At 73.5% G+C, this 24,382-nt stretch carries 22 protein-coding genes and 1 pseudogene; 7 read left to right on the top strand and 16 right to left on the bottom strand.

What is annotated here, in order from left to right:
* Positions 1–123: 123 nt before the first annotated feature.
* The 5 genes from AB0D01_RS06225 to AB0D01_RS06205 form a co-directional block, all read right to left on the bottom strand.
* Complete coding sequence (locus AB0D01_RS06225) at positions 124–1,107, bottom strand: cysteine synthase family protein (protein ID WP_363053858.1); 984 nt, start codon at positions 1,105–1,107, stop codon at positions 124–126.
* Positions 1,104–2,246: a histidinol-phosphate transaminase gene (gene hisC, locus AB0D01_RS06220; protein ID WP_363053857.1), complete on the bottom strand. Its 1,143-nt coding sequence runs from the start codon at positions 2,244–2,246 to the stop codon at positions 1,104–1,106. Before hisC ends, AB0D01_RS06225 begins: the two co-directional genes overlap by 4 nt.
* Complete coding sequence (locus tag AB0D01_RS06215) at positions 2,243–3,703, bottom strand: MATE family efflux transporter (RefSeq protein ID WP_363053856.1); 1,461 nt, start codon at positions 3,701–3,703, stop codon at positions 2,243–2,245. The genes hisC and AB0D01_RS06215 overlap by 4 nt, the downstream gene beginning before the upstream one ends.
* A gap of 8 nt (positions 3,704–3,711) precedes the next feature.
* Complete coding sequence (locus tag AB0D01_RS06210) at positions 3,712–4,692, bottom strand: ornithine cyclodeaminase (RefSeq protein WP_363053855.1); 981 nt, start codon at positions 4,690–4,692, stop codon at positions 3,712–3,714.
* A 66-nt stretch (positions 4,693–4,758) separates the two neighbouring features.
* A complete protein-coding gene (locus AB0D01_RS06205) occupies positions 4,759–6,201 on the bottom strand; it encodes an alanine racemase (RefSeq protein ID WP_363053854.1) in 1,443 nt (480 codons plus the stop codon).
* Between the two features lie 275 nt (positions 6,202–6,476).
* Here AB0D01_RS06205 and AB0D01_RS06200 point away from each other — a divergent pair, with 275 nt between their 5' ends.
* A complete protein-coding gene (locus AB0D01_RS06200; RefSeq protein ID WP_363053853.1) occupies positions 6,477–7,589 on the top strand; it encodes a hypothetical protein in 1,113 nt (370 codons plus the stop codon).
* Positions 7,590–7,683: 94 nt separating this feature from the next.
* Positions 7,684–8,994, top strand: a complete 1,311-nt coding sequence (locus AB0D01_RS06195) for a hypothetical protein (RefSeq protein ID WP_363053852.1) — start codon at positions 7,684–7,686, stop codon at positions 8,992–8,994.
* Between the two features lie 29 nt (positions 8,995–9,023).
* Here the strand turns inward: AB0D01_RS06195 and AB0D01_RS06190 are convergent, their stop codons facing one another.
* From AB0D01_RS06190 to AB0D01_RS06170, 5 genes are all read right to left on the bottom strand, one after another.
* The gene (locus AB0D01_RS06190) at positions 9,024–9,485 is read right to left on the bottom strand and encodes a hypothetical protein (protein WP_363053851.1); all 462 of its coding nucleotides are present in this window, start codon (positions 9,483–9,485) and stop codon (positions 9,024–9,026) included.
* A gap of 107 nt (positions 9,486–9,592) precedes the next feature.
* Entirely contained in the window at positions 9,593–10,144 is a 552-nt protein-coding gene (locus AB0D01_RS06185) for a TIGR03086 family metal-binding protein (protein WP_363053850.1), read from the bottom strand.
* A gap of 61 nt (positions 10,145–10,205) precedes the next feature.
* Positions 10,206–11,483 carry a VanZ family protein gene (locus tag AB0D01_RS06180; RefSeq protein WP_363053849.1) on the bottom strand — a complete coding sequence of 426 codons (1,278 nt, stop codon included), beginning with the start codon at positions 11,481–11,483 and terminating at the stop codon, positions 10,206–10,208.
* Between the two features lie 73 nt (positions 11,484–11,556).
* On the bottom strand, positions 11,557–11,880 hold the full coding sequence (locus AB0D01_RS06175) for a hypothetical protein (protein WP_363053848.1): 324 nt from the start codon (positions 11,878–11,880) through the stop codon (positions 11,557–11,559).
* 403 nt (positions 11,881–12,283) lie between these two features.
* On the bottom strand, positions 12,284–12,529 hold the full coding sequence (locus AB0D01_RS06170; RefSeq protein ID WP_363054037.1) for a hypothetical protein: 246 nt from the start codon (positions 12,527–12,529) through the stop codon (positions 12,284–12,286).
* On the opposite strand from AB0D01_RS06170, the pseudogene AB0D01_RS06165 reads away from it, so the two are divergent.
* Positions 12,420–12,935: pseudogene (locus AB0D01_RS06165) on the top strand (phosphatase PAP2 family protein); the annotation flags it as partial. The gene AB0D01_RS06170 and the pseudogene AB0D01_RS06165 overlap by 110 nt on opposite strands.
* Before the next feature lie 39 nt (positions 12,936–12,974).
* Here AB0D01_RS06165 and AB0D01_RS06160 read toward each other — a convergent pair.
* Together AB0D01_RS06160 and AB0D01_RS06155 are read right to left on the bottom strand one after the other, a co-directional pair.
* Positions 12,975–13,670, bottom strand: coding sequence for a response regulator transcription factor (locus AB0D01_RS06160; RefSeq protein ID WP_363053847.1), 696 nt, complete (start codon positions 13,668–13,670; stop codon positions 12,975–12,977).
* Positions 13,667–15,205 (bottom strand): histidine kinase, encoded by a 1,539-nt coding sequence (locus AB0D01_RS06155; protein WP_363053846.1) that lies wholly within the window; start codon positions 15,203–15,205, stop codon positions 13,667–13,669. The genes AB0D01_RS06160 and AB0D01_RS06155 overlap by 4 nt, the downstream gene beginning before the upstream one ends.
* A gap of 189 nt (positions 15,206–15,394) precedes the next feature.
* On the opposite strand from AB0D01_RS06155, the gene AB0D01_RS06150 reads away from it, so the two are divergent.
* On the top strand, positions 15,395–15,886 hold the full coding sequence (locus tag AB0D01_RS06150; protein WP_363053845.1) for an SRPBCC family protein: 492 nt from the start codon (positions 15,395–15,397) through the stop codon (positions 15,884–15,886).
* An 89-nt stretch (positions 15,887–15,975) separates the two neighbouring features.
* Here the strand turns inward: AB0D01_RS06150 and AB0D01_RS06145 are convergent, their stop codons facing one another.
* The 3 genes from AB0D01_RS06145 to AB0D01_RS06135 all read right to left on the bottom strand — a co-directional run bounded on the left by AB0D01_RS06145 (position 15,976) and on the right by AB0D01_RS06135 (position 19,969).
* Complete coding sequence (locus AB0D01_RS06145; protein ID WP_363053844.1) at positions 15,976–17,694, bottom strand: hypothetical protein; 1,719 nt, start codon at positions 17,692–17,694, stop codon at positions 15,976–15,978.
* A 334-nt stretch (positions 17,695–18,028) separates the two neighbouring features.
* On the bottom strand, positions 18,029–18,274 hold the full coding sequence (locus AB0D01_RS06140; protein ID WP_363053843.1) for a hypothetical protein: 246 nt from the start codon (positions 18,272–18,274) through the stop codon (positions 18,029–18,031).
* A gap of 180 nt (positions 18,275–18,454) precedes the next feature.
* On the bottom strand, positions 18,455–19,969 hold the full coding sequence (locus AB0D01_RS06135) for a hypothetical protein (protein WP_363053842.1): 1,515 nt from the start codon (positions 19,967–19,969) through the stop codon (positions 18,455–18,457).
* A 225-nt stretch (positions 19,970–20,194) separates the two neighbouring features.
* Here AB0D01_RS06135 and AB0D01_RS06130 point away from each other — a divergent pair, with 225 nt between their 5' ends.
* Positions 20,195–21,352, top strand: coding sequence for a histidine kinase (locus AB0D01_RS06130; protein ID WP_363053841.1), 1,158 nt, complete (start codon positions 20,195–20,197; stop codon positions 21,350–21,352).
* Complete coding sequence (locus AB0D01_RS06125) at positions 21,349–22,008, top strand: response regulator transcription factor (protein ID WP_363053840.1); 660 nt, start codon at positions 21,349–21,351, stop codon at positions 22,006–22,008. Before AB0D01_RS06130 ends, AB0D01_RS06125 begins: the two co-directional genes overlap by 4 nt.
* A gap of 79 nt (positions 22,009–22,087) precedes the next feature.
* On the opposite strand, the gene AB0D01_RS06120 is transcribed toward AB0D01_RS06125, so the two are convergent.
* Complete coding sequence (locus AB0D01_RS06120) at positions 22,088–22,720, bottom strand: TetR/AcrR family transcriptional regulator (protein ID WP_363053839.1); 633 nt, start codon at positions 22,718–22,720, stop codon at positions 22,088–22,090.
* A gap of 82 nt (positions 22,721–22,802) precedes the next feature.
* Between AB0D01_RS06120 and AB0D01_RS06115 the strand changes: the two genes are divergently transcribed.
* Positions 22,803–24,380: a serine hydrolase domain-containing protein gene (locus AB0D01_RS06115; RefSeq protein ID WP_363053838.1), complete on the top strand. Its 1,578-nt coding sequence runs from the start codon at positions 22,803–22,805 to the stop codon at positions 24,378–24,380.
* The last annotated feature ends 2 nt before the right edge of the window (positions 24,381–24,382 follow it).

The following is a 24,382-nucleotide window of genomic DNA, read 5'->3' as shown; positions in this document are numbered from 1 at the left end:
ATCACTTTCGAACGAGGTGGCAGAAGGGGACGGGGACGCGAACTCCGCACGCCCGTAGGGCGGTTCAGCGCGTCGGTGTGGGTTCGGCGCGGCGCGCCGCGCGCACCGCGCGGCGCAGGGGTCTCAGCGCAGCATCGCGGCGAGCCGGTGGACGACCCGCTCGTCGTGCAGGCCGTGGGCGGCCATCCAGTCGTCGTTGAACACGGTGTCCAGGTACTTGTCGCCGCCGTCGCAGACCAGCACCACGATGGTGGTCCCGGGCCCGGCGACGCGGGCCCGCTCCAACGCCTTGTAGACCACGCCGCCCGCCGAACCGCCGATCAGGATGCCGAAGTTCCGGGCCAGGTAGCGGCAGGTCTCGAAGGCCTCCGCGTCGCCGGCCTTGACCCCCTCGTCGAAGAGTTCGTAGTCGACGACCGCGCCGATCTCGGAGCCCTCGGGCGTGCCGGTGCCGGACTGGTGGTAGGGCGCGCCCGCGCCGCCGAAGACGACGGATCCCACCGGCTCCACGCCGATGATCTTCAGGTCGGGGATGCGTTCGCGCAGGACGCGCCCGGTGCCGCAGAGGGAGCCGCCGGTGCCCACGGCTCCGTACAGGTAGTCGATCGCGTCGCCGAGTTCGTCGTGGAGTTCGCGGGCGAGGGGCCGGTAGCCGTTGGGGTTGCCCTGGTTGCGGTGTTGCGCGGTCCAGTAGGCGCCGTGCTCCGCCGCGAGCCGCTCCGCCACGGTGTCGCGTTCGGCGGTGGCCAGGCCGTCGGCGTCACCGGCGACGTTGAGGATGTCGGCGCCGTAGGCGCGCATGGCGCGGAGCTTGTCCGGGCTGGAGTGGTTGTCCACCACGGCGGTGAACTTGTAGCCGCGTTCGGCGGCTATGAGCGCCAGGCCGAGGCCGGTGTTGCCGGAGGTGGACTCGACCAGCCGGCCGCCGGGGCTGAGCAGGCCGGCCGCCTCCGCCTCGTCCACCATGTTCCTGGCCATCCGGATCTTGGCGGTTCCGGTGGGGTTGAACTGCTCCAGCTTCAGCAGGACGGTGGCCGAACCCTCCGCGACCGACAGTTCGAGCAGGGGCGTGCGCCCGATGAGGTCCGACACTTTGCTCTTGATCACTGGTTGCCCTTCGCGCAGATCTCCGTCAGGCACCGCACGAAGACGTCGTTGTCCTCGGGGGTCGACAGGGAGGCTCGGATGTAGGTTTCGTATCCCGGCTCGCGCCACGCCTTGACGATGATCGCGGCGCGGTGCAGGTCCCGGGCGACCCGGTCGGACGGCTGGCCGGTGTCGATGAACAGGAAGTTGGTCGAGGACGGCACCACCCGCAGCCCCGCGCCGCGCAGCCGCTCGGTGACCCTGGCGATCTCCAGACGGGTGCGGCGTACCGTGTCGGCCAGGTGCGCGTGGTCGCCGAGGGCGGCGAGGGCGGCGTCCTGGGCCGGCCGGTTGACGTTGTACGGGGTACGGACCCGGTCCAGTGCCTGGACGAGGTCGGCGTCGGAGGCGATGCCGTATCCCACGCGGAGTCCGGCCAGACCGTAGGCCTTGGAGAAGGTGCGCAGGACGATCCACGGCCGGTCCAGGCCGCGCAGGGCCTCCAACCCGTCGGGATAGGCGGGGTCGGGGCGGGCGAACTCGCCGTACGCCTCGTCGAGGACCAGCAGGGCCGACTTCGGGACCTCGGCCACCACGGCCGCGAGCTCTTCGCCCGTGAGTACGGCGCCGGTGGGGTTGCAGGGGTTGGCGAGGAAGACGAGCTTGGGCCCGGCGGCCAGCGCGTCACGCCAAGCGGCTACGTCGCACCCGAACTCGGCGGTGACCGGGACCTTCGCGACCCGGGCCCCCATGACCCGCGGGAAGATCTCGTGCAGGCTGAACCCGGGGGCCTGGGTGACGACCAGGTCGCCGGGATCGAGTACGGCCCGACACAGCAGCTCCAGCAGGTTCTCCGAACCGTTGCCCAGCACGACGCGCCCGGCGGGAACGCCCGACGACGTGCCGATGGCCTCGGTCAGGCGCTTGCCGGAGGGATCGGGGTAGCGGGCGAAGCCGGCTTCCGCAGCGAGGCGTACGGCCGCGGCGACCGCGGGGGAGACGGCGTACGGGGTCTCGCTGTTGGACAGTTTGATGACGCGGCGGGAGCCGCTGAGGGCGGCCACCTCGTCCGTGTCGGCGCCGGGATCGTAGCGGGGCAGGGCCGCCACCTCGGGACGTATCAGGGGCGCCGAGGTGGTCGACGCGAGGACGGGGTTCACGAGGGCTCCGATCTCGGGGAGGGTGCGGTGCGGTGCAGCCGGTCGACGCGGCGCAGGAAGGCGAACAGCAGGATGGCGGCGGTGGCCGCGAGGCCGACGGTCTGGCCGATCCAGACGCCCTCGACTCCCAGGCCGGCGCTCACGCCCAGCAGGTAGCCCGCGGGCAGTCCGATCAGCCAGTACCCGACCAGGGAGATCCGGAAGGGGCCGGCGGTGTCGCCGATGCCCCTGAGGATGCCGTTGCCGATGTTCTGCACGGCGTCGAACACCTGCATGAGGGCGGCGATCAGCAGTCCGGTCACCGTCAGCGCGATGATGTCCGCGTTGCCGACGTGCTCGGCCGCGAGGAACAGGGACACGATCCGGTCCGGGACCACCAGGTAGACGACGGCGACGACCAGCGTCGCGATCACGCCCCAGGCGGTGGCGAGGAGGCCCATCTTGCGGGCCGTCGCGTAGTCGGCGCGGCCGTCGGCCTCGCTGATGTGGACGGACGCCGCGTGGGAGAGCCCCGCGGAGATCATGAAGACGATGTAGACGATCTGGTTCAGCACCGTCTGCGCGGCCAGGGCCTGCGCCCCCAGGGAGCCGATGACCAGGGTGAGCACGCTGAAGAACCCCGCCTCGGAGGCATAGGTTCCGGCGATCGGCAGCCCCAGGCGCCAGACGGACCGGACCGCGTCACCGTTCCAGCGTCGCGTCTGGGGCGAGGTGAGGTACGGGCGCAGCACGTCGTCCCGCAGGATCACCGCGAGGAAGGCGAGGAAGGAGAGGAGGAAGACCGTCACGGTGGCGATGGCGACGCCGACGAACCCGAACGCCGGCAGGCCGAACTCGCCGTGGATCAGGGCGTGGTTGAGCCCGACGGTCAGCGCGACCGACACCAGGGTGATGGCCAGCAGCGGCCCGGGTCGCTTGAGTCCGGTGGTGAAGTGCCGCAGGGTCTGGAACCACAGGCAGGGCAGCATGCCCGGCGCCAGGACCATCAGGAACCGGCCCGCTTCGTCGACCACGGTCGGGTCCTGGCCCAGCAGGACCAGGAGGGGGCCGATCATCAGCAGCGCGGCGCAGAACACCACGCCGCACACGGTGGCCCAGAAGAACCCGGCGAACAGCAGCGCGGCGATGCGCCGGCGATCCTCCCGCACGCGCGCCTCGGCGACCAGGTTGCCGAGGCCGGTGACCAGGCCCGTACCGGTGGTGCGCAACTGGTTGAACAGGGCGATGGCCAGTCCGGCGGCGGCTATCTCGACCGTGCCGAGCCTGCCCAGCATCAGGATGTCGACCGTGGTCAGGGCGACGTAGGCGAAGTTGGTCAGGATCAGTGGGAGCGCGAGCGAGAGGAGCACCCGCGAGTTCTCGACCCACCATCCGGCGCCGCCGGTGTCCGCGCCGCCGGTGCCTGCCGCGCCGGTTCCCGCGGCACCGGTCCCGGCGGTGCGGGTCGCTTCGGTCATGTCGCCGCTCACCAGAAGTCGACCTGTTCCCCGCGCCCCGCCGCCCGCGCGAGATCGGCGACGTAGCGGCCCAGCGCGGCGTCGGTGACCGCCATGCCGCTGTTGTAGGCGAAGACGACGTCGTCCTGGTGGCGGCGGGCGGGGGCCCGTCCGAGCAGGATGTCCGGCAGTTGGGCGTCCACCGCGGGGAGGCTGCCGTCCGGGCTGCGGAGGTCGTCGCAGGTGGCGTGCATCTGGGCGGTGTCGGTGGCGATCCGGTAGTCCGCCTGGTGGCATACGTCGGGGTGCACCCCGTACCCGAGGAGGACGGCGACCGAACCGGGCTTCATCCACGCACGGCGCACTTCCCGCGTGGCGGACAGGCCGGCGGCGCCGATCACGATGTCCGCCTCGCCGGCGGCCTCCCGAAGGTCCTTGACGATCTCCACCTCCCGGCCGTCGACGCTGTCCCGGACGGCGCGCAGTCCGTCGGGGAAGGTCCCGAAGACCCGCAGCCGTTCGAGCTTCGGCAGGGCCGCGAGCAGCATCGGCAGCGCCGCCCGGGCCTGGACTCCGGTGCCCACGACCAGGGCGCTGCGGGCGTCGGGGCACGCCGCGCGGGCGAACAGGGCGGTGGTGGCCGAGGACCGCAGGGGGCCGAGCCGCACCACGTCCATCAGGGCGATGGGCGCGCCGGTGGTGTCGTCGACGAGGAAGACGAACGACTGGAAGCGGTAGCTGTCGCGGGTGCGGCGCGGGTCGAACTCGTAGACGGCCTTGAAGCAGACGGTGCCGCTCCCGGCGTCCCTGGCCACCATCGAGTAGCTCAGCGAGCGGTGCTCGGGATCGTCGATGATCGTCTTGACCGGGTTGTTCGAGCCGCCCTCGCGCAACGCGCGGTAGGCCTGCTCGACGACCGCGATCACCTGGCGGTGGTCGAGGTCCAGTCCTTCCTGTTGGGATTGCGGCAACAGCCACAACTTGCCGGGTGGGGCGTAGCTCTGTGACATGCGGGATCTCTCCTCTGTTCTTCGGTGGTCGCGTCGGTGGTCGCGTTGGTGGGGCCGGGCGTCGCGTCAGATGCCGTCGAGGCGCCAGCGCGGTCGGCCCGACGCGTCGTCGAGACGGATCACGGCCTTCAGCGGGAGGGCCGCGTCGTGGAACGGCGACTCGTTGGAGTCCATCTGGTAGCCGGCGGTGTTGAGGTAGGCCAGCTGGTCGCCGCGCCGTACGGGCTGCGGGAAGCCGATCTTCCGCCAGGTCACGAGGTCGCTCTCCAGGCAGGTCGACCCCGCGACGCAGGCCGGGAACACCTCGCCGGCGTGGGCGTGGGCGTGGGCGTGGGCGTGGGCGTGGGTTTGGGTGTGGGCTTCGGCGTCGGCGGGGAGCAGCAGCGGGTCGGGGAGGTAGTCGCTGTTGAACCACTGTTCGGAGAGGCTGAAGCTGCTGCCGGCGACGGTGACGATCGCGTAGCCGTCGGTGTCCCTGCGGTCGTCGACCTGCTGGACGCGGTACAGGGTGAGTCCGGCCTGGTCCAGCAGGGCCCGGCCGGGCTCGACGATGAAGCGGATGCCGTTGCGCCGCGCCTTCGCCGACAGGCTCTGTCCGCCGGCGACCGGGTGTTCCATGATCGCGCGCGCCGTTTGGGCGGCGGTCGGCCCGCCGTAGGCGTAGAAGCTTTTGAAGTCCTTGGCCGCGTGGTAGTGGGCCGGCCCGTTGTCCCGCAGGAACTCCTCCCAGACCCGCGGGTCGACGTAGCGGACCGGCAACCCGCCGCCGATGTCGACCAGTTCCGCGGCGGGTGAGCCGCGGCGCCTGGCGTCGACGCAGTGCTCGATCATCTCGTTCGCCGCTGTCGCGCGTTCCGCCGCGCAGTACCCGTTCAGGTGGAAGGAGAACCCGCGGAGGGCGATGTGGGCGCCGAGCTCCGCGCAGAGGCCGACGGCGGCCTCGCGCTCGGCGGCGGACATCCCGAACCGGCTGCCCGGCTGCGCGTTCGTACGACAGCGCAGCAGGACGGTGGCCTGGCGGCGCGCGAGCCGCGCGGTCGCCGCCAGTCGACGCAGCTCGCTGATCGAGTCGACGGCGACGAGGCAGCCGTGCCGCACGGCCAGGGCGTGCAGCGCGTCGTCCTTCTCGGGCCCGGATACGCCGATCCGGTGTCCGGGCACTCCCCCGGCCAGGGCCTTCACGAGTTCGGGGGTGCTTGCGACATCGACTCCGATGCCGAGCGCGGCGGCCGAACCGACGTAACAGTCGGCCTTGTTGGCCTTCTTGGCGAACAGGATGTCCACGGGGGCGCCGGCCTCCGCGAACGCCGTACGAAGTCGGCGGACGTTCTCTTCGAAGATCTCGGGCAGCACCACGTGCAACGGGGAGCCCAGGCCGTCCATGAGGTCGGCCAGCAGGGAGCGGTGATCCGCGAGGAGCGTGGAGACGGTGGGATGTCGGAGCGCGGTGACGGCGAGGGGCCGGACATGTGCCGGCCGGCGCTCGAGCACCTGTCGTGAGGTGAGCACCCCGTACTTCTATCTGATTATGACACTCGTTTTCAATAGAGATCCGAGGTGCGGGTGCTGCGACCCGGAATGCCAAGTGAACTGAAATCATCACGAATCGGGCATGCCGCCAGGCGACTCTCGATCGAGCGACCTCCGCGCGCGGCCTGCTCCGTCCGGAGGCCCGACCCGCACGCGACAGGCCTCCCGGGCGACCCCCGCACCCGCCCCGACCTCGCCTTATCGATGGCCCGAGCTATTGCGTACGGTGATCAACTCCGGGATCATTCCCCGCCGTGACCCTCTTCCTCGTCGCCCTGATCGGCGTGCTCCTCATCACCCTCTACCGCGTCTTCGTCAGCACCGAACGGGCCGATGCCTGGGCCGAGAAGCACTTCGTGGCGACCTCCTACGGTCTTCCGCCCCGTGACGTCCTCGACAACCGGCGCGCCGGTCCGCTCCCGTCGGGACACCGGTCGCAGGAGAGGCAGGCCGTCGCCGACGCCGCGTGGGAGGGGGACTGGAAGGCCGCCCGGCGCTACGTCGGGGCGGCGGGCGAGGACTGGGACGAGCGGTGGTCCCGGCTGGAGTTCCTCCAGCACGTGGCCGGGCGCGACGACGCCTGGCTCGACGCCTGGCGTGCAGCCGAACCCGGCGACTGTGACGCGGCGACCCTCCTCTCGAGCCTGATGGTCCACCGCGCCTGGGAGATCCGCGGCAGCGGTTACGCACACCAGGTCCCGACCTCGGACATGAACCGCTTCCGCGAGATGCTCCCGGCCGCGATCGAGGAGGCCCGGAAGGCCGCACTGCTCGATCCCGCGAACCCGGGCCCCTGGGTCGTCATGATCACGGCGGCGCGCGGCGCGCGGTACTCCCGCGCGCGGTTCCAGCAGCTCTGGGCAGAGCTCATGGCGCGCGCCCCCCACCACTACGAGGGCCACTGGCAGGCCCTCCAGTACTGGTGCGCCAAGTGGTACGGCAGCAACCGGCTGATGATGCGCTTCGCCCGGGAGGCGGTCCACACGGCGCCGGCAGGCAGCCCGCTCGCCGGGATCTACCTGCACGCGCTGGACGAACTCGCCGAGCGGTCCGGTTCCCGGTTGCTGCCCGTCACGCCCGTACGCCGGCGTCTGCTGAAGCGGATCGCCGCCTCGTTCGACCAGGTGGCGCCCGACGACGAGCACCTGCCGGTCCTGCGCCACCTGCTGGCACACCACTTGGTGGAATCCATGCTGTACACGGCCGCTCTGGAGCAGTTCCGCCGGATCGGACCGTGGTGCGGCGCCGAGCCCTGGCGCGCGGCGGGGAATCCGGTGATGGCGTTCGAGAAGGCCCGCGGCAGAGCCGCGAAGCTGTCCCGGACCCGCCCCACCCCGGCGGGGCAGGTGCACCGGATGGCACGCTAGCCGGTCCTCGCGGGTCTCGTCGGAGTCGGAGGACGGGCCTGACGCCGCCGGCCGGCCCGCCCCTCACACGAGTCCCCGCTGTAGCGTGCGAGCCATGACGCTGGGAACCGAGCCGGTACACGGCTTCTCCGTACGCAAGTTGCTGTGGGCAGCGGGTGTGGAACCGCACGAGCTGCGGTTGGAGGAGTACGCGCACGTGGACCGCGGGGTCGCTCTTGCCCTGCGCGGGTTCGACTCCGAGCGCTCCGAGCTCGTGGAGGGTGCGGTGGCCATCACTTCGGGCGTGCTGACGCGATGGCGTCAGCCACGGCCGGAGTTGGTGGCCGGCCTGGTGCGGTGCCTGGACCTCCGGCACGCCCACGCCGCCGGCGACGCCGCGATGGTGCCGGCGCGGCTCACGTCGGCGGACTCCACGCAGGACATCACCGCGGCCGTCCCCGCGCTGGTCCGGGCCGCCCGTCATCCCTACGAACGGATCGCCGGACCGGCGGCGCTGGCTCTCGCCCTGCTCGACCATCCGGCCGTCATGCAGCCCGTACACCGGTGGTTGTCGTCGAGCACCCGACTCCCGTACTTCCAGGTGACCTCGCTCGGACAGGTCCTGCGGCCCCTGGCGGGACGCGCCGACGCGCTGCTCCCCGGGATCCGCCGGCTGCTCGTCGACTCGGCCGGCGACGAGCACCTGCGACCGGTCCTCGCGGCCCTGGCCTCGTGGGGTCCCGCCGCGAGCGAGGCGGTTCCGGAACTGCTGTCGACGCTCGCCACCCGCAACGCGCGTTGGGCCTGCGACGTACTCGGCGCCGTCGGCCCGGCGGCGATGCCCGCCGCGCACACCCTCGAGGCCTTCGTACGCGGCACCGCCCAACCACCGCGCCACGACGACGGCGCCCTCGCGCCGGACGGCGTACGCAGGTGGCACGGTGTTCAGAACGCCGCATGGGCCCATTGGCGGATCACCGGCGAACCGGAGCTCTTCCTGACGTTCCTGCGGGACGCGGCGGCCAGGGGGTTGGGGCGGGCCGACCTCGGCCGGTTGGCCGAGCTGGGTCCGCGGGCGAGGGCGTGCGCCACCGCGGTCCGGCCGTTGCTGGAGTCGCCCGGCGCGTGGACGCGTGTCCAGGCCGCACACGCCTGGTGGCGGATCACCGATGACGCGGACGCCGCCGTCCCCGTGTTGCTGGCCGCCCTGGAGCCCCTGAAGTCGGGCGCCGCCGACGAACCCTGCCGCGCGGCGGTGCGCCACATCGCCCGGATCGGCTCTCCGGCGTGCGCCGCGGCGCCCCTCCTGGAAGCCGCCCTGTCTTCCGACCGGTGCTTCCCCGCAGACGTCTACCCGGCGGCCCGCGCGGCACTGGCGGCCTTCGAGACGGGCCCGCGCGTCGGACGACCGGTGCCCGGCGAGTAATCCGCCGTGCGGCACTCCCGGTGGCGGGGTCAGATGGTCACCCCGGACACGCGTACGTGCGCGACGTCCCCGTCCTCGTAGTCGATGCGGACGTTCAGGACGTCACCCTGCCGGTCGCCGTTCTCGTCCGTGTGCGGCACCGGGCGCGGCTGCGGGTGCGCGCAGGCGTCGGAACCGTTCCAGCAGTCGCCCCGGCGGACCGGCTCGTCGGGATACGAGGCCCGCAGCCAGGCCTCGGCCTCCTCCCGGGGGGCACGGAAGTCCAGTTCGTAGGAGATGCTCATCCACTGGCCCGTGGTGCAGCGCCGGTCGTGTGTCCCGGCGGGTAGTTCGGCGGCCCGGACGAACCGGGCGGCCCTGTCGCAGGGCGCCCCCAGGGTGCCGTCGAGGGCCGACGCGAACAGGTACGCCTGCCGGCCGCCGAACGCCACGGCCGCCACGACGGCTGTGGTCGCGATCCATCGGGCGGCGCGGCGGGATGGTGCGGTCATGGGTGGGAACCTCCTGGTGGAGCTCGACTTGAACACGTTCAAGGATCCTGAACATGTTCAAAGACGAGGCTCGATGATCTTCGGTTCCCTCGGGGACAAGTCGATCGCTACACCTTGCGACCCAGGAAATTGAGCAACCTGGTCTGGGCGTCCGCGTCGGAGGCCGAAGGGACCTTGGCGCCGAACGCCCTCGGCATCCGGATGTCCCCGTCTTCCGGCAGCAGGATTTCGGTCGCCACGGCCACGGCCTCGGAGTCCAGCGCCTCGTCCTGACCGGTCGCGCGCGCCAGGTCCCATCCGTGGATCAGGGTATCGGCACAGGCCATCCGCCTCACGAACTCCTCGAACGGGATGGATCCGAACTCCTCCCCCAGAAGGGCGCGTGCCTTCACCGGGTCACGCAGGGCGGTCTTGATCTCCCCGGATACCGCCTCCCACGCCTGGATCAGGTCCTCGTCCCGGCCCGGCTCCGAATAGCCCGATCCGTCCAGCCCGGCGACGGCCCGTCTGTGATTCGAGACCACGTGGGCCGCGACGTCCCGGGCCGTCCAGCCGGGACACGGGGAAGGATCCCCCCATCTTCCCGGCGGGCAATCGAGGATCAACTCTCCGAATCGCTCCGCGATCCGCCCGTAGAGCTCCGGCACGGTGGATGCCACTTCGTTCCCCTTCCAGTGATCAGACCGGCGACACGACGCCGGGGCAGCCGACGTACGGGCTTCAGGAACCCGGTTCGATCAGGTTGCCGGTCCGGGCGTCCACGAACGCGTCCGGTACCCGCGACCCTTCCGGCATGCCCATCATCCAGACCGGGCGCCAGACTCCCGCGATCTTCTGAGCGAGGAGCACGGCGCTCGTGGAGCGTTGGCCCGTGCTGTGCCGGACCCGTTCCTCGGCTTGGCCGCGGGTGAGGACCGGAGCGTCGAAGGGAGGGTCCGGCTCCGGAGCGCAGACCGCGCTGAGGATCCGTCCGCCCGATGTGACCGCGATGTCCAGTCGCATCGGCATCATGACCTGGTCGACGTACCTGCGATAGGTCAGCTCGTAGACGCTGTGGTCCCCCGAACTCCCGGCGAGTGCGGATGTCTTCAGGGTGCTGCCGCGCACCTCGTCGGGGAACCACCTGCCGGCGAACTCCTGGCCGACCGTGGCCGCCTCGACCGCGCTCAGAGCTCCGGACTCGGCCCTGTTGTCCGTGGCGATCACCCGCGTGATCTTTCGCTCCGGCCAGATGCCCTCGATCGTTCCCTTCTCGTTCTCGGCCGACACGATCCAGCGCCCCTCGCGCTCGACCGTCCGGACACCCCGCGTCGCGGCGTCCGGACCGAAGGCATCCCTCGCGGCTCGCCCCAGCCACTCGGCCGCGCCGTCCGTCTCCGCCACCCTCTCGGCCGCCTCCCGGTCCGAACGGACCGCGTCGTGCACGGCCGGAGGCCATGCGACGAGGAGCGCCGAGGCCACCGCCCCTCCGATGGCCCCCACCAGGAGCGCCACGCGCGCGTCACGACCCCAACGGAGCCCGGACTCTCTCGCCGAAACCGAAATCCAGAGGACACCTGCCGCGGATCCCACCACGGCGCCGGTCGAGTTCATGAGGAAGTCGGTGAGGCTGCACGACCTCCCGGTCACCCGGATCTGCGCGATCTCGATCAACGCGCTGCCCAGGCTCGCGCACACGGCGGTCAGGACCGGCGCGCGGAAGTGGAGTACGGCGAACAGCGAGGGCGGGACGAACAGCGCCAGGTTCAGCCAGGCCGACTGGTTGAGACCCGCCAGGCCGAACCCCAGGTCGCACGCGTTCCTCCCCGCGTCGCCCGTGAGGGCGGGGACGAGCGTGACGCAGAGGACCCCTGCCACCGATGCCGCGAGCAGTACCGGCAGGGCCACCGGCCCGCCCCTGCGCCGGGCGACGACACCGACCGGGACGCACACCAGCAGGGCCAGTACGGAGAAGGCGAGCAAGAGGCCGGGAACCGCGCCCATCGATGCCTCGATCAAGATGGTTCTCCTCAAGGACATGCCGGGCGTGACGCTGGGGGCAGCACCACGCCCGGCATGCGCGGCCACACGATCAGCAGAAGTGGACCGTCGGCGTGTAGTGGACGGCGCCGTTCGCGGCCATCGCACCGGTCGCCTTGCAGTCGGGTGCGTAGGTCGCCTTGCTCACGCCGCCCCACTGCGTGATGACCGTCTGTCCGGCGGAAACCGACTGGTAGGCGTCGCCACTGCCGAAGCGTCCGTTCTTCGTGAGCATCTCCAGCCTGACGGAGACCCTCGACCCGCCGGTCTTCCTGTAGCTGCTGGACGCGTAGAACACGGACGGGTCTCCGTACGCGGACCCGTCCTGACCGGTGAAGGACAGTGTTCCGTTGCTCAGCTTCGTACTGATGGTCACCGCCTGGGCCATTCCTCCACCCACGACCAGCGTCCCCGCCACGATCCCGACAACCGCTATCCGAGAAAACACGGATTGCCTCCCCATCGTCACGACCAATCACAGGAGAAGAATGCTAAACGGACAGAACCCCATGAGACAGGCGAAGATCAGCCTTTGCCGGCTCAGTACGCATTTCGAATGGATTCACCCATCTCGAACATTCACGTCCGTTCTCGCCCGAGAGGCCGGGGGCCCGCGCAGTCAGCTGTCGGCGCCAAGGCGCGCGAGACTCTGACGCCGGGCGCCGGGCGCCGGGCGCCGGGCGCCGGGCGCCGACAACCCTGTGCCCGTGCCGGTCAACCCTGACGATCGTCGGGGTGGCGGGGTGCCGTTCGGCCGGGGTGCGCCGGCCGCCGGGTTCCTACGGTCGGGGCATGGATGCGAGCAAGCGGTACGGATGGGGTCGACGGTCGGCGATGGCGGCCGCGGCGGCGGGTGTGGGCGCGGCGGTCGTGGTCCGGTCGGCGCCCGACGGGGTGGCGGGGACGAACGAACCGGTGCGCGTCACCGCGGGGTTGTCGGTGCGGGTGCACCGGGCGTTGACCGGGAGCGTGGCGGACGGGCCGTCGTGGGCGGGGACCGTTCTGGAGGCGGCGAGCGAGGGCACGCTGCTGTTCCTGGGCCTGCTGTTGGCATGGATCGGCGTACGCGCCCTGCGCCGCGGGGACGCGCGGGGCCTGGCCGGGGTGGTCGCGGTCGGCGCGGGGACCGTCGTCGCCTACGGGGTCAGTGAGGCGGTCAAGCTCCTCGTCGACGAGGAACGGCCCTGTCGGGCGCTGTCGGGGGTCGCGGCCCTCGCACCGTGTCCCGAGCCGGGCGACTGGTCGTTCCCCAGCAACCACGCCACCCTGGCCGTCGCGTTGGCCGTCGGCGTGGTCCTGATACGGCCCCGGCTCGCGGCCGTGGCCCTGCCGGTGGCCGCGTCGGCCGCGCTGTTGCGGGTGCTGGTCGGGGTGCACTATCCGCACGACGTCCTGGCGGGTTCGGCGCTCGGAGCCACGGCCGTCGTGACCGTGTGGCTCCTCCTGGGGCCGCTCGCCCTGCGGGTGGTGTCAGCCGTCGGCGTACGGCAGCCGGTCGGACGGCACCGGGACCACGCCGGCCTCGTGCGCGACCACGGCCGCAGCGGCCCGGTTGTCGACGCCGAGGCGCGCGAGGATCGAGCTGACGTGGGCCTTCACCGTCCCTTCCGCCAGGCGCAGGCGGCGCGCGATCTGCCCGTTGGAGAACCCGCTGCCGAGGAAGCCCAGTACGTCCCGCTCCCGCGCGGTGAGGGCCTCGACGCGGGCGCGGGCCGCGGAACGGCGCTGGGCCCGGGCTCCCGTCCCGCCGGCGGCGAGGTGCGCGACGACCCGGGCCGCGACCTTCGGTGACAGGTAGGCGGCGCCGTCACCGACCGCCCGGACACCGGCGATCAGTTCCTCCGGCTCGCCGGACTTGATCAGGAATCCGGTGGCGCCCTCGCTCAGGGCGCGCAGGATGTACTCGTCCTCGCCGAAGGTCGTCAGCATCACGACCCCCGTTTCGGGGACGGTCCTGCGTATCTCGGCGGCGGCTTCCAGACCGCCGGTGCCCGGCATCCGGATGTCGAGGACGGCCACCTGCGGGCGGTGGAGCCGGGCGAGTTCCACCGCCTGCCGACCGTCGGACGCCTCGGCGACGACGGTGATGCCGGGGTCGGTGGCGAGGACCGCGCGGACGCCCGCGCGGATCATGGGTTCGTCGTCGGCGATCAGGATCCGGATCATCGGACGTCCTTCCCGGTGTAGGTGTCGGTGGAGACCAGGCGCCCGTCCCGGAAGCAGAGCCGGTAGAGGTCCCCCGAGCGGTCGTCGAAGGGGTCGGCGGTCTGCACGTAGAACGCGCAGGCCGCGCCCTGCGGCTCCGGCGTGGGCGCGGCCGGGCGGCGCGTGGTCTGGCGCTCGGGCAGGTGGCGCGCCACGTCGGCGCGGGGCTGGCCGACGTACAGCAGGGCGTAGTCCTGCGGGGCGAGGACCGACTGCCGTGCCGTCACGGTGTCCCACACCCGCACCCCGCCGATGAGCAGCGCGCAGGTGCACAGGGGCACCAGGACGGCAGCGGCGGCGGTACGGCCCAGCCGGCGGCGGGCGCTGCGGTGTTCCGGCGGCAGTGGGTCGCCCGGACGGCCGGGCTCGGCGCCCCGGCGCGGCGGGGGCACCGCCCCGGGGCGGTGCGGGAGGGTGGCCCGGACGGCGAACCCGCCGCCCTCGGGGCCGGAGGTGAAGGTGCCACCGGCCAGGCGGACGCGTTCGTCCAGGCCGATGAGCCCGAAGCGGTGGCCTTCGCCGGCTGCCGGGACCGCGTGCTCCGGCGCGGCGCGGTCCTGGGGCGCGGCGCGGTCGTGGGGGGACGTGGACGCGGGGGCGGGCGGCGGCGCGTTCGTCACGCTGACGTCGGTGCGTCCCTCCGCATGCCGGACGACGACGTCGGCCCGGTGCCCGGGCGCGTGTTTGGCGACGTTCGTCAGCGCCTCCTGGACGACGCGCCGCGCGGCCCGTCCGACGGCCGGCGGCGCGTCGACGGCCGCCGCTGCGCCCTCCACCCGCAGCCGGACGTCGAGCCCCGCCGCGACCGCCCGGTCCACCAGGCCGTCCAGACCCTCCAGCCCCTCCGGGCCCTCCGGTTCGGTGCGCCCGGCGCCGGGTCCGGAGCCCGGAACCGGGTCCGACGGCTCGCGCAGGACGCCGATCACCTCGCCGAGCCGGTCGACGGCCTCGGCCGCCCTGGCGCGGATGTCCCGCGCGGTGGCCCTGTGCTCCTCGGACAGGCCGGGGGCCAGCTTCAGCGCCCCCGCGGACAGGGCGATGAGGCTGAGGTCGTGGCCGAGGAGGTCGTGCATGTCCTGCGCGATCCGGGTCCGCTCGCGCAACCGGGCCTGTTCGGCGACCAGATGCCGCTCCCGCTCCAGCCGCGCGGCCCGGTCCCATCCGGCCCGGACCAGTTCGCGGTACTGGCGCAGGAACCGGCCCGCGAACCACGGCAGCATCGCCGCCACCAGCAGCAACCCCACGAAGCGGCTCGCCCAGCCCAGCCACGCGGGCACGAGGAGCACGGCCACCACGGCCGCCGCGAGCACGCCGACGAAGGCCACCCCCGTGCTCCGGTTCCGCCCCGGCTGCCACCCCGCGAGGAAGGCGCAGACCGCCGCGGGTACGCCCCACCACAACGTGGCGGCGCCCGTGCCGACGGCCGCCATCGCCCCGACGAAGAGGCCTGCGGACAGTACGGGTGCCGGCGCCCGGGTGATGATCGTTTCTCTCACGGACGCGACCCTACGGAACCCGGCCGGCGCGCGGCACTGCCGAAAGTCCACTACCGCGGGCCGGGATCCCCGGTCCCGAGCCGGCGGCACCCGGCGGTGGTCCTGTTAGGAAACCCCTCCTGCGGGTCAGGGATCAGCCGGGGCGTCGCCCGTTCGTCCAGGAACCCGAAGAGTCAGAAGGAGTCTGTCGTGAAGTACACGGTCTCGATCGAGGTCGCCCAGCCGCGGGAGAGGGTGGTCCGGTTGCTCTCCGACCCGGCGCACCTGCCGATGTGGCTGAGGGGCCTGGTGCTGCACGAGCCGCTCAGCGGGGTGCACGGGGAGGTCGGGACCACGTCGCGGGTGGTGATGCGGACGGGGAAGCGGACCTTCGAGGCCACCGAGACGATCACGCGCCGCGAACCGGCGGACCCGCACGGGATCCCGGCGGGCAGCGTGGTCCACTTCGACCGCGAGATCGTCGCCGAGGGCATGTGGAGCGTCACGCGCGACCGGCTGACCGAGGCCGGCGCGCACACGACGCTCTGGGTGAGCGAGAACGAGTACCGCTTCAGCAGCCTGCCGATGCGGCTGGTGGGACTTCTGATGCCCGGAGCCTTCCGCAGGCAGTCGCTCCAACACATGCGGGACTTCAAGGCGTTCGCCGAGGAGGGGAGGGACGTCCGCGAAGCGAGGGACTGAGCAGTTCGCGACGACCGGCGGAGCGGAGCCGAGGCGCCATCACGTCCGGTCACCACGTCCGGTCACCACGTCCGGTCGCCACGTCCCGGTCACCACGTCCGGTCACCGGTGAAGGTGGACTCGGCGATCCGGGCGAGGCCGTGGTCGAGGCGGCGGAAGTACGTGGCCCGGCTCAGGTGCAGACGGTGTGCGACGCCCACGTGGTCGGACCGGCGGCGCACGTAGTACGAGTCCAGGATCCGGCCGGCCTGGGCGGTGCGCGGATCGTCGGAGGCGCTCAGGGCCGCGATGGCGTCGAGCAGCGCGCGGCGCAGCGCCGCGGCGGTCGGGGTGGTCGTCGAGGCCAACAGGGGGCTCCGGGAGAGGCGTACCGGGTCGGCGAGGTGTTCCAGGGCCTTGCGGACCTCGGCCACGTACCAGCGCAGGGTCGGCGAGGGCTGGGTGGTCAGGCCGGTGGCCGCGATCCGGCCGAGCCACGCGGTCAGGCCGTCGGGGGTGGGGAACGCCAGTTCGTGGATCTCCGCGGCGCCTCCCCCGTCGCAGGTGTCCCCGCGCGGAGTGCCGACGAAGGCGAAGCCGAGGCGGCGCACCAGTCGTTGGTAGTCGGGCGAGGGCGTGGCCACGACCATGCGCCGCCGGGCGATGCCGTCCGCGAGGATGCGGCGCAGCAGCGCCGCGTGCGCCTGTGGGTGTCCGTCCGCGCACGCCGCCATGCCGATGAAGGAACCGCCGTCGCCGCGGGCCAGCCGGTCGGTGTGCTGTCGGGTCACCGGTTCGATGACGGCCATCGAGGCGTCGTCGAGCAGGGGGGTGTTGGTCATGCCCACGGCTTCGTCGGCCTGGTCGCACACCACGTGGAAGCCGTCGGGGGTGTGCCGGAGCCAGGCGTCGAGCAGCCGTCCGGTACGGGCGGTGCTGTGGCCGAGGCCTCGGGCCCACTGGTCCGCCAGGGCGAGGATGCGGTCGTGATCGCCCGGCCGGGCCGGTCGTACGGTGGGCAGGCGGGGAGCGGGCGGGAACAGCGCCTGACGGATGACGGGGTCGTCCGTCAGGTGGAGCGCTTGCTGCGCGAGTGCCTGCCGGCGGGGCTCGTCGGTGGTCGCGTCCAGCAGGCGCAGGTTGCGGGCGGCGGCCCGGGTGATCGCGGCGCGGTGCGCGACCGGGCGACGCCAGCGGTAGCGGAGGTCGAGGAGGGAACGGTACGGCTCGACGACGGCCGGCCCGCATTCGGTGACCGTGATCAGGGCGAGGTCGGTGAGCGCGGCGAACCAGTCCGCGGCTGCGGCCGGCTCCACCAGCTCGGAGAGCAGTTCCTCGTCCCCGCGCCCGATGGCGGCCAGCACTTCCACGACGTCCGACAGGTGACGGTCCAGGGGGACTTCGGCCAGGAGCTCGCGCAGCGCGCGGTCGGCGACGGCGCCCGGGACCTCGTGCGGTGTCGGCGCGAGCAGTGCTCGGCTCAGGGCGGCCGCGACGCGGGGCAGCCCGCCGGCCAGCGCGACCACGAGGTCGAGGCCGGCCGTCACGCCGAGCGAGGCCGCGAGCTCGCGGACCTGCGGGCCCGTCCAGGGTGGGACCCGTACGGTGGTCGCGCCGGGCAGGGGGTGCCTGCTCGTCAGGACCACGTGCACGTCGTGCCCGTCGGGGCCGCGAAGTCGCTCGCGCGGTGTCCCGGCGAGGCCGGGCCCGTCGGCGTCGTCGTCGAGGTAGACGACCGGGTGTGCGCTGTGGGAGGCCTCGCGGAGGGTGGCGTTCGGATCGTCCTGAGGGGCGGCGAGGACCGGTCGGCCGGCGGCGAGTCCGTTCAAGATGGTGCTCTTGCCCGACCCGAGGGGGCCGACGATGGCGATGACCGCGGGGGGATCCGATGTCGCGAGGAGGGTCGTCACCCGTTCCCGGACTTCGTCCTGCCCGGGGTTGGGCAAGGTGTGGGGCAACGTGTGGGCTAACGCGGAGGGTAACGCGGGCTCGGATGTTCCTCGTTCCATGGCGGACCTCCCGGCCGTCGGACGCCGTAGCGGGCGGACCACGGAGCGTGAGGTCCACTTCCGGTGATGCTACGGGTCGGGCAGGGCCGAAGAGGGCATTCCGCCGGCTCCGGGAGGCCTGGGGCCTCCCGGAGCCGGTCGTCAACGGAGCCTGTCAGTCATCGCAGATGATGACGTGCACCACCCGACCGTTCGAGTAGATGATGTAGCCCCCGTAGCGGCAGCCCGCGGCCGCGGCCGACGCCTGGGCGGTGGCTCCGTCGGTCACGAGGTGGACCTTCCCCGTCGAGTCGGCCGAGCCGGCCGAGACGGGCGCCGCCGAAGCCGGAACGGCCGCGAGCAGCATCGCGCCCAGGCCGAGCGCTCCCCCGAGCAGGCCGATCCGCATCCGTCGCATCATGATTCCCCTCACTATCCTTCACCCCGATGGGGTGGGCCTCTGCCCCCTGACGTCAGAGGCGGACACCAACGACGTTACGGGCGGCGACACCGGCCGGAGTCTCACGAGGGTCTCAACTCCCTTGGCCGGCGGGCCTCGTGCCAGGACGGGGTGCGGGGTGGGTGATCACCGGGTGGGTGATCACCGGGTGGGTGGCGCGGTGTGTCGGGCGCCCGACGTCGTGAGGGTGCCGTGGGGCCGGAGGGCTTCGGTCGGGTCGGTGGGGTGGTCCCGCAGGGTGGCGTCCAGGAAGGCGAGGGTGGCCGCGGCGACGACGCGGGGGCTTTCGGTGCGGCCCAGGGTGCCGACGATCGAGGGGACGGGCGGCAGGTATAGGGGGCCGTCCGTGAAGGTGAGGTGCCCGGCCCCGGGGATGGTGAGCCGGTGGCTCGTGGCGGTGTTGTGCGCGAGGGCCTCGGTGAGCCGGGGCAGGTAGCGCGGGTCGGTGTCGGCGGTGATCTCCTGGGTGAGCGCGAGCGCCGGCTGCCGCAGGGCGGGCTCGGTGGGGCCGTGGGGGTAGCCGTCGAGGTCGATGACGGCGGCGAACCGGGGGTCCTGCCGGGCCGCCCGGAGGGCGGCGGCTCCGCCCAGCGAGTGGCCGGTCACCGCGGCGCGGCCGGTGTCCAGGCGGCCGGTCAGCGGGTCGGCGTCCTCCCCGCGGTCCAGGCGCTCCAGTCGGGTGAGGACGAAGCCGAGGTCCGCGGCCCGTACGGCGGTCCAGCCGGCGGCGAGTTCCTCGTCCCGGTCGCGGTCCCCGGAGGAGGCGGTGGTGGCGCGGATCGTGCGGCCGTCGGTGAGGAGGACGGCGGTGGAGTCGTACGGGTGGTCGAGGGCGGCGACCACGTAGCCGTGGCTCGCGAGTTCCTCCGCCCAGGCAGTGTTCTGGGTCCGCACCCCGCCCGATCCAGGGGAGAACAGGACGACCGGGAACCGCCGCGCCCCGCCGGCCGGCGGGGCGTCGACGACCGCGTGGCCGCGGGCCTTCGAAAGGCCGTCGAGCAGGAATCCGGGCAGGCCGACCCCGCCGGCGAGGGCCTCGGAGACGGTCCGCGCCTCGTCGCCCGTGCGCCCGAGGTACCGGGCCCGGGGGACGTCCGCGGGGCTCTGTCGCGCCGGGTACCAGAGTTGGACCACGACGGTGCGCCGGTCGTCCGGGGCGGCGGTGAACCCCTCGGGGCGCAGCGGGTCGGTCCACTGCACCACCCGGGTGCCGACCGCGAAGTCGCCCGTCGGTTCGGGGAAGACGGGTACGGGGAAGGCCCAGGCGGCGACCGGGCCGGTGGCGATCAGGCCGGCGCAGGCCAGCGATGCCGGCAGGGCCGGCCGGCGACGGGTCCGGCGCGCCGGTCGGCCGGTACGGCGCCGCCCGCGCCGCAGCAGGGGCGGGAGGGCGTACGCGGCGCCGGCGAGGGCGGCGCCGGCCAGGACCGGCACCATCTGCCAGCGGATCCCCGCGACAGCCGACACGAGCGCCGACGGCACGAGGAGCGCTCCGGCCGCGAAGGCGCCGGGCCGGCGGGCGGCCGGGGGGAGTCGGGGCGCCACGAGCAGCGTGACGGCGCCCAGCAGGAGGAGGAGTTCGGGGAGGGACAGGTGGAGCCCGGGGATGGTTTCGGTCACCCGGCCATGCTCGGCGCCGCGTCCGCGCCGCCACATCGGCCCGGGGTAGTCGCCGATCGCGACCGGGGTGGCAACGGGCCGCCCCGGCGAGGCGGTCGGACTGCGACCGTGGGAGGTAGCGGGTCTCCTCCTGTGGTCGTACCCCGGCACGGTGCGATGCGACGTCGGGCTCATGTGCGGCGGGGACGGGCCGCCTACGCTGCGGCTGTACGCGGTGGCGGCCCCGGCCGGGCCGGCACGACGACCGATCGGCGAGGGGGTGTGACGGTGCGCCACCGGGACCGGGTACCGCCCCCGGTGTGGGACTCGGCGCTGCCGGCGCTGCTCCTGCTCCACGTCGTGGGCACCTACCCGGCCCGGGAGCTGCCGGTGGCGGCGGCGCTCACCGCCGCCCTGGCGCTTCCGTTGGTGTGGCGGCGCCGGGCCCCGCTCGCGGTGTTCGCCGCCGTGGTGGCCGCGGCCTGCGTCCAGTGGCTCGCGGACGTCCCCCTGGCCGCGGACGTCGCCCTGCTGGTGGCCCTGTACACGGCGGCCGCGCACACGGGCCGGCGCGGCGCGCTGCTCGCCGCGGCCGTCGTGGAGGCCGGGGCCGTGGCGGCCTGCCTGCGCTGGGCGCGGGACGGAGCGTTCGCGGCCCCGTTCGTCGCGCTCTCCGCGATGGTGGTCGCGGCCACCGTCCTCGGGGTGAACGTGCGGACCGGCCGGGCCCATCTCGTCGCCGTGCGGGAGCGGGCCGAGCGCCTCGCGCTGTACCAGGAGCAGCGGGCGTTGCTCGCGGTCGCCGAGGAGCGGGCGCGGATCACCCGCGAGGTGCACGACATCGTCACCCACAACCTGTCCGTCATGGTCGCGCTCACCGACGCCGCCCTCTGCGCGCAGCACGGGTCCCCGGAGCGGGCCACCGCCGCGATGGCGCAGGTCTGCGAGACGGGGCGGCAGGCCCTCACCGACATGCGGCGTTCGTTGGGGGTGCTGCGGGCCGACGAGCCGGAGGCCGAGCGTCATCCGCCTCCGGGCATCGCCCAGTTGGGGGCGCTGGCCGACCAGATGGCCGCCGCCGGGCTGCCGACCGGCCTGGAGGTCCGCGGCGGCCACGCCCACGTGCCGGCCACCGCGCAGCTCACCGTCTACCGCCTGGTGCAGGAAGCCTTGACGAACGCCCTCAAGCACACCCCCGCGGGCACCCGCGCGACGGTCCTGGTCGCGTGTTCGGCCGGGAGCGTCGGCGTGGAGGTCGTCGACAGCGGCCCCCGGCCGGCGCTCCCTCCCGCCGAGCCGTCCGGGCACGGCATCCCCGGCATGCGCGAGCGCGCGGCGGCGTACGGGGGGACGCTGGCGGCCGGTCCGCTTCCGGGGGGCGGCTGGGGCGTGCGGACCCGGCTCCTGCTCGACGGCGGCGGGGCGGGTGTCGTCGTATGACGATCCGCGTCCTGATCGCCGACGACGAGGCGCTGCTGCGGATGGCCTTCGCGACGGTCCTTCGGGCCCAGAGCGACATGACGCCGGTCGGCGAGGCCACGGACGGCGCCGAGGCCGTCCGTCTCTGCCGGGAACTGCGGCCCGACGTCGTACTGATGGACGTGCGGATGCCCGGGACGGACGGGATCGAGGCGACCCGTCGGATCGTCGAGGCCTCCCCGGGGAGCCGGGTGCTGATCCTGACCACCTTCGACCTGGACGCGTACGCCTTCGACGCGCTCGCCGCCGGGGCCTCGGGCTTCCTGCTGAAGAACGCCCGGCCCGAGGAGCTGCTCGGCGCGATCCGCGACGTCGCGGCGGGCGGCGCGGCGCTCTCCCCGCGGATCACCCGGCGTCTGGTGGAGGACTTCCGTACGCGGCCGGCCGAGGGGGGCGCCGTCCGCGACGAGCGGGTGGACCGGCTGAGCGGCCGGGAGCGCGAGGTGCTCGTCGCGGTCGGTCGGGGCCTGTCCAACGCGGAGATCGCGGCCGCCCTGTGTCTCGCGGAGGCGACGGTGAAGTCCCATCTGGGGCGGATCCTGCCCAAGTTGGGGCTGCGCGACCGGATCCAGGCCGTGGTCTTCGCCCACGAGAACCGTCTGGTGCCCCCGGCCTGACGCCGGGCGCCCCATGCCCGACGCCGGGCAGCTCCGGGTGCGCCGGGTGCGTGGTCCCCCGCGGCGCGGGGCGGGCCGCTCAGGCCGTGTACTGGCGGCACGCGCCGGTGAAGACGAGGGCGAGCTCGGCTTCGAGCAGGGGCGCCACGAACCCGGCGACGGCCTCCGCCTCGGGCTCGCGGTAGACCTGGAGCGCGAGTCCCTCCATCACGGCGGCGAGGCGTACGGCGGCGGACCGCGGGTCGAGCGCCTCGTCGACCTCCCCGCACTCCTTGCCGTTGTGGACGGCGCGGGCGATGTCCTCGCGCATCCGCCGGGCGCTCTCGGTGTCGACGTCGGCCAGCGCGGGCGCGTCGAGGGCACGGCCGGCGAAGGCGCGGGCCACGCGGTATTCGGCGCGACGGGCCTCGTCCAGGGGGATGTACTCGGTCATCACGTCGGCCATGACCCCCGCGAGGGAGCGCCGGTGCGCGACCCCGTCCCGGATGCGTGCCTCGACGCGGGCGCGGATGCGGGCCGAGACCTCGCGGAAGGTGTGGAGCAGCATCTCGTCCTTGGTGCGGAAGTAGTGCTGCACCAGGCCGACGGACATGCCCGCGGCGGCGGCCGTGCGCGCGACGGTGACGGCGTCGAGCCCCTGTTCGGAGATCAACCGGCTGACGGCGTCGGCGATCTGACGGCGGCGTTGTTCGTGGTCGGCGGTTCGCGGCACTTGATAACCGTACCAGCGTACGGCTATAACCGTATCGACATACGGTTATCCGTCACGCCCCCCGGAAGCGCGAGGCCCACCGATGCCCCACACCCTTGGCCGCACCCTTTGCCGCACTCTTGGCCACACCGGTCGACACTCCCTGCGACGCGCCGCCGCGGCGGTGGCCGCCCTCCTGCTCGCCCTGCTCGCCTTAGGCGGGGCGTCCGCGGCGGCGGCGACGCACCCGCCCTTGCCGGCGGACCGCTTCGCGGCGATGGACTCCTACGTACGCGAGCGCATGCGGGCCACCGGCACACCCGGCCTCGCCTACGCCGTGGTCGGCCCCGACGGTCCGATCCACGCCCGGTCCCACGGCACGGACGGGTACGGCCGGCCTGTCACGGCCGCGACCCCCTTCCTGTGGGGCTCGGTCGCCAAGCCGATCGCCGCGAGCGCCGTGATGACGCTCGTGCAGGACGGCCGGCTGCGACTCGACGACCGGGTCGTCGACCACCTGCCGGCCTTCCGCTTCGGCGGCCGCGACCACGCCGGCCGGGTCACGGTCCGCCACCTGCTCCAACAGACCTCGGGCATACCGGAATCGGCGACCTTCGCGATCACGGACTGCGTCGACGCCGACTGCCCGGACGCCCTCGACCGGATCGCCGCGCTGGACGACGTACGCCCCCTGGGCCCGGCCGGCACCGCGTACGCCTACACCAGCGCCAACTACCTCGTCCTGGCCGCGCTGGTCGAAGCCCTCACCGGCCGGCCCTTCGCCGACCACCTCCGGGACGGCGTCCTGCGCCCGGCCGGCATGGACGGGGCGATCGTCGACCGGTCCTCCGCCCGGAAGCGGAACCTCCCGCCGGGGCATCAACTCCTGTGGGGCGTACCGTCCGCGATCGTCGACGGCGTGGACGACGACGGCGCCGCCTACGGCTACACCGGCGGCGACCTGAACGACCTCGCCGCCTTCGCCGCCCTCCAACTGCGCTCGGGAAAGACCGCTGACGGCGGCACGGTCCTGTCCGCCGAGTCCGTCCGCCTCATGCGGCGCTCCGGCCGGCTCGACCCCTCCGGAGCCGGCGCCGACTCAGACGCCGCTACCGGGGCCGAGACCGGATACGGACTCGGCTGGCGCGTCGGCGGCCTCGACGCCCCGCTCGACACCGCCGTCTGGCACACGGGCGCCACCCCCGGCTACTCCGCGATGATCTTCCTCCTGCCGGAACGGGGCCTCGCCCTCGTCCTGCAGCAGAACCTGCACGGCCTCCTGCACGACGGCGCCGTCATGGACGTCGGGTTCGGCGCGGCCCGCGTCCTCGCCGGCGGAACGCCCGGCGAACCCCCCTCCGCCGCCGGCTACCACGCCACCGTCTGGGGCCTCACCGCCGTGGCCCTCGTCCTCCTCGCCGAGGCCCTGCACGCGCTGCGCCTGCTGCGCCGGGGCGGCTCGCGGCGCGTCGCCCCCGCCGTCCTGTGGTCCCTCGCGGGCGCCGCTCCCCCGGCCGTCCTGGTGGCCGCCCTCGCCTTCGTCGGCCCCGGGGCGCTGTGGACCTGGACGCCGGACGCGTACACGACCCTCTGCGTGGCGACCGTCGCCGGGACCGCCGTCATCGCCCTGCGGCTCGGGGGCGTACGCGCCACACGCCGCCGCCGACCGGAACGGTCCTGAAC

This window comes from Streptomyces sp. NPDC048606 (assembly GCF_040650855.1).
GTDB lineage: Bacteria > Actinomycetota > Actinomycetes > Streptomycetales > Streptomycetaceae > Streptomyces.
Note: the sequence above shows the minus strand (reverse complement) of the source record. Positions and strands in the feature narration are given on the sequence as shown.

Excerpts from the sequence above, each read along its gene's own strand:
- AB0D01_RS06190 (WP_363053851.1), bottom strand. The coding sequence starts at position 9,485 with ATGACCGCACCATCCCGCCGCGCCGCCCGATGGATCGCGACCACAGCC.
- AB0D01_RS06135 (WP_363053842.1), bottom strand. The coding sequence starts at position 19,969 with ATGTGGCGGCGCGGACGCGGCGCCGAGCATGGCCGGGTGACCGAAACC.
- AB0D01_RS06195 (WP_363053852.1), top strand. The coding sequence starts at position 7,684 with ATGACGCTGGGAACCGAGCCGGTACACGGCTTCTCCGTACGCAAGTTG.
- AB0D01_RS06125 (WP_363053840.1), top strand. The coding sequence starts at position 21,349 with ATGACGATCCGCGTCCTGATCGCCGACGACGAGGCGCTGCTGCGGATG.
- AB0D01_RS06210 (WP_363053855.1), bottom strand. The coding sequence starts at position 4,692 with ATGTCACAGAGCTACGCCCCACCCGGCAAGTTGTGGCTGTTGCCGCAA.
- AB0D01_RS06115 (WP_363053838.1), top strand. The coding sequence starts at position 22,803 with ATGCCCCACACCCTTGGCCGCACCCTTTGCCGCACTCTTGGCCACACC.
- AB0D01_RS06140 (WP_363053843.1), bottom strand. The coding sequence starts at position 18,274 with ATGATGCGACGGATGCGGATCGGCCTGCTCGGGGGAGCGCTCGGCCTG.
- AB0D01_RS06215 (WP_363053856.1), bottom strand. The coding sequence starts at position 3,703 with ATGACCGAAGCGACCCGCACCGCCGGGACCGGTGCCGCGGGAACCGGC.
- AB0D01_RS06160 (WP_363053847.1), bottom strand. The coding sequence starts at position 13,670 with ATGATCCGGATCCTGATCGCCGACGACGAACCCATGATCCGCGCGGGC.